The sequence below is a fragment of the Marinomonas sp. HM11-D genome, assembly GCF_057626615.1.
This window is the reverse complement of the sequence record NZ_JBMMKT010000003.1, coordinates 44,638-58,711: the sequence shown is the minus strand read 5'-3', so window position 1 is coordinate 58,711 and position 14,074 is coordinate 44,638. Positions and strand designations below refer to the sequence as shown.

The window sequence follows — 14,074 nt, the reverse complement described above, 5'->3', positions numbered from 1 at the left end:
GTTCGGTGGGTCTTTGTTTTTCTTTCCTCAAAAATCTGTTGGGTACCTATGAAAAACAAATTATTGCTGGCTTTAGTGGCGGTTGTTTTAGTCACCATTTTGTTTAAAGCAGTTTCATTTACTCCTGAGCTCGTTAGCTTCTCTGGCCCAACCATGGGCACGACTTATACGGTTAAGTACACCACAACGGCGGATGCGCCAAAGCTTGAACAGCTAAAATCTGAAGTGGACACTGTGTTGCTGCACGTCAACAAGCTAATGTCGACTTACGATCCAGCTTCAGAACTTTCAGAATTCAATAAGCAGCCGGCCGGCACGAGTGTCACCGTATCCGATGATATGGTGTATGTGTTGGGCGAGGCGCTGAAAATCAGTGAACTAACGGGTGGCAAATATGATGTCACAGTAGGACCACTGGTTAATCTATGGGGCTTTGGCCCAGGTAAGCACAACGACCAAGTGCCGTCAGATGCGGATATTGCAGCGGCCCAGGAGCAAGTGGGCTACCACTATGTGAAGCTGGACGGTAATGAGCTGACTAAATCCCGTGATGTATACGTGGACCTTTCTTCCATTGCCAAAGGCTATGGTGTAGATCAAGTGGCACGTGCCTTGAAACAAGCGGGCATCAGCAACTACCTTGTAGAGGTGGGTGGTGAGATTGCTGCGTCTGGCCGCAAGCTAGATGGTAGTAATTGGGTGGTCGGTATTGAGAGTCCAGCGGGTGGTCATAATGTTGCTGAGCGCGTGATCAAGGCGAATGATGTGGCCATCGCGACCTCTGGTGATTACCGTAATTATTTTGAAGAAAATGGTGTGCGTTACTCGCACACGATCGATCCAACCACTGGCAAGCCTATTACGCATCGTTTGGTGTCCGTGACAGTGATTGATTCCAATACTACCCGTGCAGACGGTTTGGCAACCGCTATTACCGTGTTAGGTCCTGAAGCGGGCCTTAAATTTGCACAAGACAATGATATTGCAGCGTACATGTTGGTGAAAGAAGACTTAGGTTTCGTGGAGCAGTACTCCGAAGCCTTCCAGCCTTACTTATCTAACTAAGCTGATGAGAGGTAAATTATGTCAACGATTCTTATAGCTTTTGTATTAATGATCGCCGTGGTGGTTGCCATGGCTGTAGGTGTTCTAATGGGGCGTAAGCCGATTTCTGGATCTTGTGGTGGTATGAGTGCCCTAGGTATGGAGGTTGCTTGTGATATTTGTGGCGGCGACAAAGGAAAGTGCGAAAAGGAAACAAAAAAAGCACGTGCTGCTAAAGTCTCAGACGAACAGTTTTATGACGCTACAAAATAGATGAGGTAATAAAATCTTATGACGACTAGACATTATGATGTCGTGGTGCTTGGTACCGGTCCTGCAGGGGAGGGGGCTGCGATGAATGCAGCCAAGGCAGGCAAACGAGTTGCAGTCATCGAAGCTAGTCCGCGGGTTGGTGGTAGCTGTACCCATTTAGGTACCATTCCCTCAAAAGCTCTACGTCACGCGGTAAAGGAAATTATTGCATTCAACACTAACCCCATGTTCCGTGATATCGGTGAGCCGCGTTGGTTCTCGTTTCCGAAAGTGTTGGATCGCGCTAACCGTGTGATTGATAAGCAGGTATTAGGGCGTACAGAATACTACGCTCGCAATCGTATTGATGTTTACTTTGGTCGCGGTCGTTTCAAAGATGCCCATACCATTGAAGTAAATACCTACGAAAAAGGCCCAGAAGAGTTGGTGGCAGACAAAGTAGTCATTGCTACGGGTTCGCGTCCATACCATCCGGCCAATATCGACTTTACGCACCCGCGTATTTACTGTTCTGACAGTATCCTAACCTTAAGCCATACGCCGCGTTCTTTGATTATTTACGGTGCCGGCGTAATCGGTTGCGAATACGCATCCATCTTCTGTGGCCTAGGTGTGCGCGTTGAGCTGATCAACCCAGGTAAGAAGCTGCTAAGTTTCTTGGATGATGAGATCACCGATGCTTTGAGTTACCACTTGCGTGATGGCGGTATCTTGATTCGCCACAACGAAACATTCGAGAAAGTTGAAGGCTCGGATCGTGACGTAACGGTAACCATGTCTTCGGGCAAGAAGCTGCGCGCAGATGCTTTGTTGTTCTGTAATGGCCGTTCCGGTAATACAGAGAAACTGGGTCTTGAAAACATTGGCCTTGAGACGAACTCTCGTGGTCAGTTGGCAGTGAATGATACGTACCAAACAGCGGTAGAAAACGTTTACGCTGCGGGTGATGTGATCGGATGGCCAAGTCTTGCCAGTGCCGCCTACGACCAAGGTCGTTCTGTTGCAGCCAATATGTTGGGTCTTGAAGGTGGTCATTTCATCTCTGAAGTACCAACAGGTATCTACACCATTCCTGAGATTTCATCGATCGGTAAGACAGAAGCAGAGCTAACGGCTGAGAAAGTTCCTTACGAAGTGGGACGCGCTTTCTTTAAAAACACTGCCCGAGCACAAATCACTGGCGAAGCAGTGGGGATGCTGAAGTTGCTGTTTCACCGTGAAACGTTAGAGATTCTTGGTATTCACTGTTTTGGTGACCAAGCGTCAGAGATCGTGCACATCGGTCAGGCAATCATGAAGCAGCCAGGTGAGTTGAATAGCTTGAAGTACTTCTTGAATACCACGTTCAACTACCCAACGATGGCGGAAGCCTACCGTGTGGCAGCATTGAACGGTTTTAACCGAGTGTTCTAAGCGGTATTTGATCATGCATGAAAAAGGCGCCGAATATGGGCGCCTTTTTTGTTTTCGTTAGGTTCAGATGTGGTTATTTGCCTTTCACCGCATAGATGCCTTGTAGGTTACGGAAGTAACCTTGGTAATCCATGCCATAGCCGAATAAGAAACGGTCTTCGATATCTAGGCCAATGTAGTCTGGGCGCATTTCGACTTTACGATCGTGCAATTTATTAATCACGGTCGCTGAATAAACATTGCTTGCGCCGTTCTCTTCAAACCACTTAATGATGGCTTCTACTGTATGGCCTTGGTCAAAGATGTCGTCAACAATCAAAATATCGCGACCTTTGAAGTCAGTTTGTGGGTAGCGAGTCCAGTTTAGCTCACTGCCACTGGTGTTCATGCCATAGCGGCTGGCGTGCACGTAGTCCAACTCTAGTGGAAATTGTAGTCGTTGCAGTAGAGCGCCAGTGGGAAGCAAGCCACCATTCATGACACAGATAACGATCGGCTGTTTGTCGGCCAAGTCATCGGTGATTTGTTGCGCCATTTTATCCAGAGCTTGGTTAAGCTGTGCTTCAGAAACTAGGCAGTCAGCCTCGTTTAGTATTGAGTTTAGTTCGTCGATGTTATGCATGGGCTAAATTCGAGTTTGTGTAAAAGTTTGACCGATCATTCTAACTTAGTGTGCTCTTTAACGCGATCCAATTTATGGAGTGTTGCGTTTAAGCTGACGGTTAGCAAGATAATTAGCCAGCTTGCCTGTAGCCAGACTAATAGTGTTGGTAATGCGGCAAACGCCCCATAAACAATTTTATAGCTGGCAAAGAATTGCGCGAAGTTGGCGAAAATAGAATTCAGTACGGCGATTGAAATGGCGCCAATTAACGCAGCAATGGCGGTGGGTCTTAGTTTAACGTCAGCATTGGGAGTTAAAAAATTAATGGTAAATAGCATTAGAAAATACAGGGCATAGCTACCTAGCTCGAAAATGCCCTTTAGAAACTCAGGGATGTAGTCGCCAGTGATTTGGTATGACAAAAGCGTGCCGTACAGACTCATGACCACCGCAAGCATAATGGGGCCAAGCGTTAGAATGGCCCAATACGTTAACAAGCGTTCACGGATATTACGTTTCTGTTTCACCTGCCAAATGGCCTGAACCGACGCCTCGAAGCTATTTAATAGCAAAAGTGCTGTCAGAATGAGCATGGCGATCCCGGCAGCGGGTAGGTTTTTAGTCTGCTCCGAAAAGGACAGCATGTAGGGGATCACGGTGCTACTACTGCCTGGCGCTAGATGTGTTTCAACATAGGCAACCAAGGAATCTTGAATTGACACCATGGCAGGTGTAAGGCGCAAGATGCCAAATACGATGGTAATAATGGGAACGGCCGCTAATAAAGTGGCGAGTGTTAAGTGGGCGGCACGCAGAGAAACCTGATAGCGAATGGCTCTATTAACAACCAGTCGAACCAGTTGATAGGTTTGTGAGGCGATATTTTTTACAGCTTTGGTATGCATACGAAGGTCCATTTACGTCTATAGCTATAGTGTATCGGTAAACGGCAAAACAGGCCATTGTGTAAGGATTGTGGTAAGTGCACATCTATAGTGCAAGATAGTCAAAAGTGACCCATTTTGGTTGCAAATGCCCTTGGTGAGCACTAGTATCTGCTTCGTTCCTTTTGTGATATTTGTACTGTTGAGTGACTAGGGCATAGCTTAGAGAGTTTCTCGGTTCCTTGGTGACGAAAAGTCATATATTATCTTTTAGCCCAGCTCTGCTGGGCTTTTTTATGTCTTTGAGTTGACGATTTATATTCCTTCCCTATAATAGCGCGTCACTATTTGTGATGTAGTATCTGCGCCTGTAGCTCAGTTGGATAGAGCATCCCCCTTCTAAGGGGATGGTCGGGGGTTCGAATCCCTCCAGGCGTGCCATTACATTGCTTTAATTGAATTTTTTGGTCTTGTTGACTGAGCTTTAAAGTAAGTCGTGATTCTTCGCGGCGGCGTCAACAAATAAAGCACGTTCCCAAGAGGAAGTTTTATGCAAGTTTCTGTAGAGACAACGTCTCCAATCGAACGCGTTCTTACTATTAGCGTTCCTGCTGCACGTATCGATGATAAAGTTAACGCTGAAGTAGCTAAAACAGCTAAGACAGTACGTATCGACGGTTTCCGTAAAGGCAAAGTGCCAGTAAGTGTTGTTAAAAAACGTTTCGGCCAAAGCATCCGTATGGAAGCGCTTGAGCAAGTTATGCGTGACGCTTACGTTGAAGCTATCCAAGCTGAATCAATCCAACCAGCTGGCATGCCATCAATCGAACCTAAAAACATCGCTGAAGGTGCGGATCTTGAATTCGTTGCTAAAGTTGAAGTTTACCCAACGATTGAACTTGCAGACGCTTCTAAAATCGAAGTAACTCGCGTTGTTTCTGAAGTTACAGAAGCAGACGTTGATACCATGCTAGAAACACTACGTAAGCAAAACGCTGAATGGTCTGCAGTTGAGCGTGAAGCGCAAGACGGCGACCAAGTAACAATCGATTTCGTTGGCTTCCTAGGCGACGAAGCGTTTGACGGCGGTGCTGCGAACGGTCACAAGCTAGTTCTAGGTTCTAACACTATGATCCCAGGTTTTGAAACTGGCATCGTAGGCATCAAAGCAGGTGAAGAGCGTACTATCTCTGTATCTTTCCCAGAAAGCTACCAAGCTGAACACCTAGCGGGCAAAGAAGCTTCTTTCAAAATCTTCGCACACGAAGTGGCTGAGCAAGTACTTCCTGAGCTAAACGATGAGTTCGCTGGCAAATTCGGTCTAGAAAATGCTGACCTAGCAACTCTACGTGCAGAAGTGCAAAAGAACATGGAGCGTGAACTAAGCCAAGCAGTTAAAGCTAAGCTTAAAAACTCTCTATTCGATCAGCTTCTAGCGCTTAACCCAGTTGATGTTCCAGCGGCATTGGTTGATCAAGAAGTTGACGGTCTACGTCAGCAAGCAGCTCGTCAATTCGGCGGCATGCAAGGCTTCGACGCTTCTCAACTTCCAGCAGAGCTATTCTCTGAAGAAGCTAAGAAACGTGCTGCACTAGGTCTTTTGATCTCTGAAGTGATCCAAAAGAACGAACTTAAAGTAGAAGAAGAGCGCGTTCGTGCATTCTTGGAAGACATGGCGCAAGCTTACCAAGAGCCACAACAAGTAGTTGAATTCTACTTGAAGAACAAAGAACAACTAGCACAAGTGCAATCTGCTGTACTTGAAGAGCAAGTTGTTGATAAACTGCTAGAAAGCGCGAAAATTACTGAAGTAACTCTAGGTTACGAAGACGCTATTAAGCCAGAAGCTCAAGCTGCAGAAGCAGAAGAGACTGAAGAAGCATAAGCTTAGCTTATAATTCTCACGGGCCGGTATAGCGCAAGCTATACCGGCTTTTTCGTTTTAAGGAATAGAATATGAAATTAATGACCCCGACAACTGGCCCAGTCGCGATTACAAGTAATGGCCTAGTGCCAATGGTTATTGAGCAAACTGCTCGTGGTGAAAGGTCTTTCGATATTTATTCACGTCTACTAAAAGAGCGCGTCATCTTTTTGGTGGGCCAAGTTGAAGATCACATGGCTAACCTAGTGGTTGCCCAGTTGTTGTTCTTGGAATCTGAAAACCCAGATAAAGACATCCACCTATACATCAACTCTCCAGGTGGCTCTGTTACAGCGGGTATGTCTATTTATGATACAATGCAGTTCATTAAGCCGGACGTGAGCACTATGTGTATCGGTCAGGCGGCGAGTATGGGTGCATTGCTATTGACGGCAGGTGCGGCAGGCAAGCGTTACTGTCTTCCTAACTCTCGTGTCATGATTCACCAGCCACTTGGTGGTTACCAAGGTCAGGCTTCTGATATCGAAATTCACACTCGCGAAATTTTGAGTATTAAACATCGTCTAAACGAAATCATCGCGCACCACACTGGTCAGCCGATTGAAAAAGTTGCAGAAGACACAGACCGTGACAACTTTATGAACCCGCAAATGGCTAAAGAGTACGGTTTGATTGACGATATTCTAGAGAAACGCGAAGTATAAAAAGGGTGGACTTTAATGTCTGATGATAAATATAGCCGCGGCGATCACTCAGATCGTTTGCTGTACTGTTCTTTCTGTGGAAAGAGTCAGGACGAGGTTAAAAAATTAATTGCCGGCCCTTCGGTATACATCTGTAATGAGTGTGTTGACTTGTGCAACAACATCATTACTCAAGAGCTGTTACAAGGTGACGGTGAGACCGAGGCAAAAGATGAATTGCCAACGCCATCGAAGTTATCTGCAGCCCTAGATGATTATGTTATTGGTCAAGATCGAGCGAAGAAGGTGTTAGCGGTAGCGGTTTACAACCACTACAAGCGCCTACGTCATCAGGGATTGGCAAACAAAGATATCGAATTGGGTAAGAGTAATATCTTGCTAATTGGTCCTACTGGTAGCGGTAAGACATTGCTTGCGCAAACCTTGGCTCGAGTATTGGATGTGCCATTCACGATTGCCGATGCAACTACGCTGACAGAAGCGGGTTACGTGGGTGAAGACGTTGAAAACATCATCCAGAAGCTATTGCAAAACTGTGATTACGACGTAGAGAAAGCGCAGCGCGGTATTGTCTATATTGATGAGATCGATAAGATTTCACGTAAGTCTGATAACCCATCGATCACACGTGATGTGTCGGGTGAGGGTGTTCAGCAGGCGCTATTGAAACTGATCGAAGGTACTGTTGCATCGGTTCCACCACAAGGTGGTCGTAAGCATCCACAGCAAGAGTTTGTGCAAGTGGATACTTCGAACATCCTGTTTATCTGTGGTGGTGCGTTCTCTGGTTTGGATCGTGTTATCAGCGATCGTACTGAGAAAAGCAGTATTGGCTTCAAGGCTACTGTGAAGAGCAAAGAAGAAAACCGTTCGTTCTCTGAGTCGATCCACCAGGTGGAAACCGAAGACTTAGTGAAGTTTGGTTTGATTCCTGAGTTCGTGGGCCGTTTGCCGGTCGTGGCGACCTTGTCTGAGCTAGACGAAGAAGCCTTGATGACGATCTTGAGTCAGCCTAAAAATGCTCTTACCAAGCAATATCAACATCTATTTGAACTTGAAGGTGTTGAGCTTGAGTTCACTGAAGAAGCATTGCGTGAAGCGGCACATTTGGCGCTAGAGCGTAAGACAGGTGCTCGTGGTCTACGTAGTATTCTTGAGTCCGCTTTGTTGGAGTCTATGTACGATCTTCCAAACCGTACTGATGTTGCCAAGGTGGTGATGGATGCATCGTCTATCCGTGGTGATTCAACGCCATTAATGGTGCTTGAAAGTGAGCAGAAAGACGCCTCAAATGGTTAATTTCTATACAGATTTCGCTTGCGACTCTAGTTCGTAAGCGAAATCTGGCTCTAATCTTCTCTTTTTCTTTTAATTCCTCTTCCAACGCTTGCATTTTTACCCCGCTGACCTTATCTCTTAAATATCGAAGTTAAGTCACACATTGACGTTGCGTACGTTGATGTTCAGTTGGAAGTAAATATGTCTGATTCTAAATTCTTACCTATGTTGCCGCTACGCGATGTTGTCGTGTACCCGCATATGGTGCTGCCATTGTTTGTTGGCCGTAAAAAGTCGATTGCTGCACTAGAGTCGGCAATGGATGGCGACAAGCTGGTGTTCCTTGTGGCGCAGCAAGATGCCTCTAAGGACGACCCTAAGCAGGATGATCTATACACGATCGGTACGGTAGCCAAAGTGATTCAATTGCTACGTCTTCCAGATGGTACGGTTAAAGTGCTGGTGGAAGGTCAATACCGTGCTGAGCTGCTGTCAATGGAAGAGGGCGACGAGTGGGTGTCCGCGACGATTGAGCCGCTTGCTGAAGTAGAAGACGATGAGTCGGAGTATCCAGCGATTCGCAATGCCCTAATCAAGCAGCTTGATGAATACGTTGCGGGTAGTAAGCGTATCCCGAGTGAAGTCGTCACGTCACTGAAATCGATCGATGACTTGTCTAAGTTGATCGACTCCATCGCAGGTCATATGAGCCTTAAGCTGGAAGATAAGCAGCGTGCCTTGGAATTAAGTTCCTTGATTGAGCGTGGCGAGCATCTAATGGGCTTAATGGATGGCGAGCTGGATATCGCTCATCTTGAGAAAAGCATTCGTAGCCGTGTTAAAAAGCAAATGGAAAAGAGCCAGCGCGAGTACTACTTGAATGAGCAAATGAAAGCCATTCAAAAAGAGCTTGGTGATATGGATGAAGGCAGCAATGAGCTGGACATTCTGCAAGAGAAAATCACCGAAGCGAAGATGTCTCAAGAAGCTACTGAAAAGGCTGAAGCTGAACTTAAGAAATTAAAAATGATGTCGCCCATGTCAGCGGAAGCGACCGTGGTACGTGGCTACATTGATTGGTTGGTTTCTCTACCTTGGAATAAACGCTCTAAAGTACGTAATGACTTGGCTTACGCGGAAAAAGTGCTTAACGAAGATCATTACGGCCTACAAGACGTGAAAGACCGCATTCTTGAGTTCTTAGCGGTACAGCAGCGCGTTAAGAAAGTGAAAGGTCCAGTACTTTGTCTAGTAGGGCCTCCAGGCGTTGGTAAAACCTCTCTAGGGCAGTCCATTGCCCGTGCGGTAAACCGTAAATACGTGCGTATGGCACTGGGTGGCGTGCGTGATGAATCTGAGATTCGTGGTCACCGTCGTACTTACATCGGTTCTATGCCGGGTAAATTGCTACAGAAGCTAGCCAAGGTAAAAGTGAAAAACCCTCTATTCTTGTTGGATGAGATCGACAAGATGGGCATGGATCAACGTGGTGATCCAGCGTCTGCACTACTTGAAGTGCTAGACCCAGAGCAAAATCATACCTTTAGTGATCACTACCTAGAGGTAGATTACGATCTATCGGATGTGATGTTTATCTGTACCTCGAACAGCATGAATATTCCGGGGCCGTTGATGGACCGTATGGAAATTATCCGTATTCCAGGCTACACAGAAGACGAAAAACTAAACATCGCTAAGCGCTACTTGTTACCAAAGCAAGTTAAGTTGAGTGGTTTGAAAGACTCTGAAATTGAAGTCTCTGATGAGGCATTGATGGACATCATTCGTTTCTACACCAAGGAAGCGGGTGTGCGTGGTCTTGAGCGTGAAATCAGCAAGGTTTGCCGTCGTGTAGTGAAAGAGCAAGCGCTTAAGAAGAGCAATGATGCGGTAAAAGTGTCCTCTGACAACCTAGAAGACTACTGTGGCGTGCATAAATTTAGCTACGGTAAAGCGGAAGAAAATAACCAAATTGGTCAGGTCACTGGCTTGGCTTGGACCTCTGTCGGTGGTGAATTATTGACCATTGAAGCGGCGAGCATGCCGGGTAAAGGTCGTCATGTGAAGACCGGTTCTCTTGGCGATGTCATGCAGGAATCGATTCAAGCAGCCTTGACCGTTGTACGTAGTCGTGCGGCGGGTTTAGGTATTGATGATGACTTCCATGAAAAAGTCGATCTGCACTTGCACGTGCCAGAAGGTGCGACGCCAAAAGATGGCCCAAGTGCCGGTATCGCCATGTGTACAGCGATTGTCTCAGTGCTTGCGAAAGTGCCTGTGAAGGCGTCTGTGGCGATGACAGGCGAGATTACGCTTCGTGGTGAGGTGTTGCCTATCGGCGGCCTTAAAGAGAAGCTGCTAGCCGCTCATCGCGGTGGCATTAAAACGGTTTTGATTCCAAAAGAAAATACTCGTGATCTGAAAGAGATTCCGGATAACATCAAGGCGGACCTTGAAATTATCCCAGTGAAATGGATCGATGAGGTTCTGGATGTGGCATTAGAGTACGTTCCTTCACCAAAAAGTGAAGAAACTGTGTCAGGGAAGGAAAAAACTGTTGATGAACAAGAATCTGTGAGTCATCATTAGGCCAAACCCTGTGTTGACAGGGCCTAAGATAGGCTTGTATAAAGGCTCATCTAGATATCGACCGTTACGTTTTGGTCGAATTAAAATACCAAGGAACCACGAGAATACTGAAGGGGTAGAACGTGAATAAATCAGAATTGATTGATGCTATTGCCACGTCCGCAGACTTATCTAAAGCTGCTGCAAGTAATGCACTAGATGCAACTTTGAAAGCCATCGAAGAAGCACTAGCAAAAGGCGACCAAGTGACTTTGGTTGGTTTTGGTACTTTCTCGGTTAAAGAGCGTGCGGCGCGTACTGGTCGTAACCCTCAGACTGGTGAAGAGATCCAGATCAGCGCAGCGAAGGTTCCTAGCTTCAAAGCCGGTAAAGGCCTGAAAGACGCAGTGAACTAATGCATTTGGAGCGGTAGTTCAGTTGGTTAGAATACCTGCCTGTCACGCAGGGGGGCGCGGGTTCGAGTCCCGTCCGTTCCGCCATTAGAGCAAAGAGGTGTGTTCCCCGCGGGATGCACCTTTTTTGTTTTACAGATTACAGTATTTAGGTGGAGGCAAGATGCTCCAGGATATAAGAGACAAGTCACAGGGTATGATCGTTAAAGTGATCATTGGTGTCGTGATCGTGACGTTTGCTCTATTCGGTGTGGAAGCCCTAGTACAAAGCTTCACGTCGACAGACACAGTTGCCGAAGTGGATGGCAAAGAAATTTCCCGCATGCAGCTACTGCAAGCGTCAGAAACTCAGCGCCGACAGTTAATTTCGATGATGGGTGGTCAGATTGATCCAGCCATGCTGGAGGAGAACGCATTACAGCGTCGTGCTTTGGATGAGTTGATCCAGCGTGCGGTGTTGATGAATCAGGCAGAAAGCTTGAATCTAGGTGTGTCAGATGCTCAAGTGGATGCATACCTATTACAAGCTGAGCAATTTCAAACGGATGGCAAGTTTGATCAAAGTAAATATCTAAACTTTATTCGCTCACTTGGCTTCACGCCATTGGCGTTTAAAGAGCGTATTAAGCAGGATGTGTTGATTCAGCAAACACGTAATGCGTTGGCTGGTTCAGAGTTTGTCTTGCCTAGCCAAGTAGATCATATCGTTGCGTTGCAAAATCAGAAGCGTAGTTTCGACTACATTCGCTATTCATTGGCGGAAAAAACTGAGCAGGTGAACGTATCAGATGATGAATTACGTGCATACTACGATCAAAACCAAGCGAGCTTTGTGACACCAGAACAAGTGAAGCTGGATTATGTGGTGGTATCGGTTGCGGATCTGCAAGAGAAGGTTGAGGTATCCGAAGCTGAGTTGAACGATGCCTATCAGGCTCGTGTGGCAAGTTTCCAAAGTGAAGAGCGTGCCGCGTCTCATATTTTGGTAGACACGGCATCTCGCTCTGATGCAGAGGCGCAAGCACGTATTGATGAGATCAAGGCGAAGTTGGCAGAAGGGCAATCTTTTGCGGATCTGGCAGCGGAGTACTCTGATGACCTTGGTTCAAAAGACAACGGTGGTGACTTAGGTTACGTGAGCCGTGGCATTATGGTGGGTGACTTTGAAGATACCCTGTTCGCCATGAAAGATGTCGGTCAAGTGGATCAAGTGCACACTGAGTTCGGTTACCACCTCATTCAACTGAACGACATCAGTGAAACCGCGGTGCCAACCCTTGATGAAATGCGCGCTGAGCTGACCGATGAACTGTTGGCGCAGAAAGCTAAAGATCAATTGCTAAGTGAGCATGAAAACATTACCGATCTTGCTTACGCGAGTGATGATTTATCGGCCATTGCTAACGCCTACAATGTGCCTGTGTTAACGACCGATTACTTTGGTCGTAACGGTGGTGCAGATGAAATCAGCTCCGCACCAGCGGTGATTTCAGTGGCTTACAGTGCGACAGTGCTAGAAGATGGTCACAACAGTGACTTGATTGAACTGAGCGATGAAGAAGTGGCTGTCGTGCGTGTTAATGATCACAAAGCAGCTGCCCAGCAGACTTTTGAAGAAGCCAAAGAAGCCATTGCTTCGATCGTGGTTCAGCAAAAAGCCGTTGAAGAATTGCAGGCTGCTGCTGAGCAGGCTTTAGCGTCAGGCAATGGTAGCTGGACGGCTGAAGAAGCCGCTGAACGTGGTCAGGATGAAGTGTCGGCCCTAGCATTTGGTCTAGCGCACCCAGCTGAAGGTGGTGTGACGACAGGTGTTGAAAAAGCAGCCAATGGTGATCTGGTGGCTATTCGCCTAACCGCTGTGATGGAAGGTGATGGCTCGGTAGAAGATTCTCAAAAAGAGATTTACCAGAATTACCTATCACAAACGTTAAGTACTATGACTCTGCGTGCGCAACAAGCAACGTTGAAAAATGCCGCGGAAATCGTGCGTAACTAAGAGCTCTCCAGAACGAAAAATACCACGCCTTGGCGTGGTATTTTTTTGTCTTAAAAAACTTAACTTGTGTATGCGTTAAGCAAGCTGCTTTAAAAAGTCTAAGGTGGGTACAAAGAACGCACTGCCAGAGGTGGCTTGCGTGTACTGCATCAAGTGATCGGCACGGCCTTGTTCATCCCCTTCGATCATGCTTTGTAACATGAGGTTGAAGATGCTTGGCGTTTTTGAGTAGCTAACAAAGACTAGGCCTTGTTCCTGTAAATTACCAAAGGGCATGCTCTGACGTAAAATCTCCAACGACTTACCATCAGCATCTTTTAGTGAAGTGCGTTTGGTGTGTGCATGCGGGGATTTCTCAGCCGATGGGTATTCTTCATTGTCGTACTTGGTGCGCCCGTAGGTGTCTTCCTGAGCTTTTAGGTCTTGATGCTCCCATTTGTCCAAGTCATGAACAAACTTCATATAGTTGAGGTAAGAACCGCCTTGATACTCAGGGTCTTCTTCACCAACCAATGCCACCGCCGCGCGGTTATCCCCTTGAGGGTTTTCGGTGCCATCGACAAAACCGGTGAAGTCACGGTTGTCGAGGTATTTAAACGCATTAGTTTGTTGTTTGAGGGCAACGCTGTCCGCCATGGCCTTAAATAACGTCAGAGCAAGTAAATGTGTCGCATCATGACGCAGTGAGCGAATATGCAGAATGATGTCGTAGGCGGCATCGGAGACACTTAGGTACTCGCCAGAGAAGTTTGGAAACGGGGCCAATTCTTTGGGTAGGCTGTGCTGAGTAATACGTGTAAAGCTATGGCTTGAAAAACCTACCGCAGCATGCAACTGAGCATCAGGGAATTGTTGCTCTATGGAATTCATCAATTCCGGAAAGGCGGCTAATGCTTGGCGCAATTGCGCTTCTTTTCCTGCGACCGCATCCAGCAAAATAAAGCTGGCATCACTTGATGCTTCTGCAGTAATGCCAGTTTGAATATTCAAACTCATATGGTTACAACTCCTA

Annotated in this window: 12 protein-coding genes and 2 tRNA genes; 11 read left to right on the top strand and 3 right to left on the bottom strand. The window is 46.7% G+C overall.

Translation table 11 applies throughout. The features are described from left to right. Positions 1-48 precede the first annotated feature (48 nt). The 3 genes from ACOSVP_RS04820 to sthA are packed head-to-tail and all read left to right on the top strand — an operon-like array spanning position 49 to position 2,730. Positions 49-1,065: an FAD:protein FMN transferase gene (locus ACOSVP_RS04820; RefSeq protein ID WP_487346356.1), complete on the top strand. Its 1,017-nt coding sequence runs from the start codon at positions 49-51 to the stop codon at positions 1,063-1,065. Between the two features lie 18 nt (positions 1,066-1,083). Beyond that, entirely contained in the window at positions 1,084-1,317 is a 234-nt protein-coding gene (gene nqrM, locus ACOSVP_RS04815; protein WP_487346355.1) for a (Na+)-NQR maturation NqrM, read from the top strand. 18 nt (positions 1,318-1,335) lie between these two features. Next, on the top strand, positions 1,336-2,730 hold the full coding sequence (gene sthA / locus ACOSVP_RS04810; protein WP_487346354.1) for a Si-specific NAD(P)(+) transhydrogenase: 1,395 nt from the start codon (positions 1,336-1,338) through the stop codon (positions 2,728-2,730). A 73-nt stretch (positions 2,731-2,803) separates the two neighbouring features. Here sthA and ACOSVP_RS04805 read toward each other — a convergent pair whose 3' ends face one another. Continuing rightward, positions 2,804-3,352: a hypoxanthine-guanine phosphoribosyltransferase gene (locus ACOSVP_RS04805; RefSeq protein WP_487346353.1), complete on the bottom strand. Its 549-nt coding sequence runs from the start codon at positions 3,350-3,352 to the stop codon at positions 2,804-2,806. 35 nt (positions 3,353-3,387) lie between these two features. Further along, a complete protein-coding gene (locus ACOSVP_RS04800) occupies positions 3,388-4,239 on the bottom strand; it encodes a YihY family inner membrane protein (RefSeq protein WP_487346352.1) in 852 nt (283 codons plus the stop codon). 343 nt (positions 4,240-4,582) lie between these two features. On the opposite strand from ACOSVP_RS04800, the gene ACOSVP_RS04795 reads away from it, so the two are divergent. From ACOSVP_RS04795 to ACOSVP_RS04760, 8 genes are all read left to right on the top strand, one after another. Next, positions 4,583-4,659: transfer RNA gene (locus ACOSVP_RS04795), tRNA-Arg, on the top strand. A gap of 109 nt (positions 4,660-4,768) precedes the next feature. After that, positions 4,769-6,103 (top strand): trigger factor, encoded by a 1,335-nt coding sequence (gene tig, locus ACOSVP_RS04790; protein ID WP_487346351.1) that lies wholly within the window; start codon positions 4,769-4,771, stop codon positions 6,101-6,103. Positions 6,104-6,174: 71 nt separating this feature from the next. Then, positions 6,175-6,807 carry an ATP-dependent Clp endopeptidase proteolytic subunit ClpP gene (gene clpP, locus ACOSVP_RS04785; protein ID WP_487346350.1) on the top strand — a complete coding sequence of 211 codons (633 nt, stop codon included), beginning with the start codon at positions 6,175-6,177 and terminating at the stop codon, positions 6,805-6,807. A gap of 15 nt (positions 6,808-6,822) precedes the next feature. Further along, entirely contained in the window at positions 6,823-8,106 is a 1,284-nt protein-coding gene (gene clpX / locus ACOSVP_RS04780; RefSeq protein ID WP_487346349.1) for an ATP-dependent Clp protease ATP-binding subunit ClpX, read from the top strand. A gap of 180 nt (positions 8,107-8,286) precedes the next feature. Beyond that, complete coding sequence (gene lon, locus ACOSVP_RS04775; RefSeq protein ID WP_487346348.1) at positions 8,287-10,674, top strand: endopeptidase La; 2,388 nt, start codon at positions 8,287-8,289, stop codon at positions 10,672-10,674. A gap of 122 nt (positions 10,675-10,796) precedes the next feature. Next, a complete protein-coding gene (locus ACOSVP_RS04770) occupies positions 10,797-11,069 on the top strand; it encodes an HU family DNA-binding protein (protein WP_487346347.1) in 273 nt (90 codons plus the stop codon). 7 nt (positions 11,070-11,076) lie between these two features. Further along, positions 11,077-11,153, top strand: a tRNA-Asp gene (locus ACOSVP_RS04765). A 76-nt stretch (positions 11,154-11,229) separates the two neighbouring features. Continuing rightward, positions 11,230-13,062, top strand: a complete 1,833-nt coding sequence (locus tag ACOSVP_RS04760; protein WP_487346346.1) for a SurA N-terminal domain-containing protein — start codon at positions 11,230-11,232, stop codon at positions 13,060-13,062. Between the two features lie 75 nt (positions 13,063-13,137). On the opposite strand, the gene ACOSVP_RS04755 is transcribed toward ACOSVP_RS04760, so the two are convergent. Then, positions 13,138-14,058 (bottom strand): Dyp-type peroxidase, encoded by a 921-nt coding sequence (locus tag ACOSVP_RS04755; protein WP_487346345.1) that lies wholly within the window; start codon positions 14,056-14,058, stop codon positions 13,138-13,140. Positions 14,059-14,074: the final 16 nt, after the last annotated feature.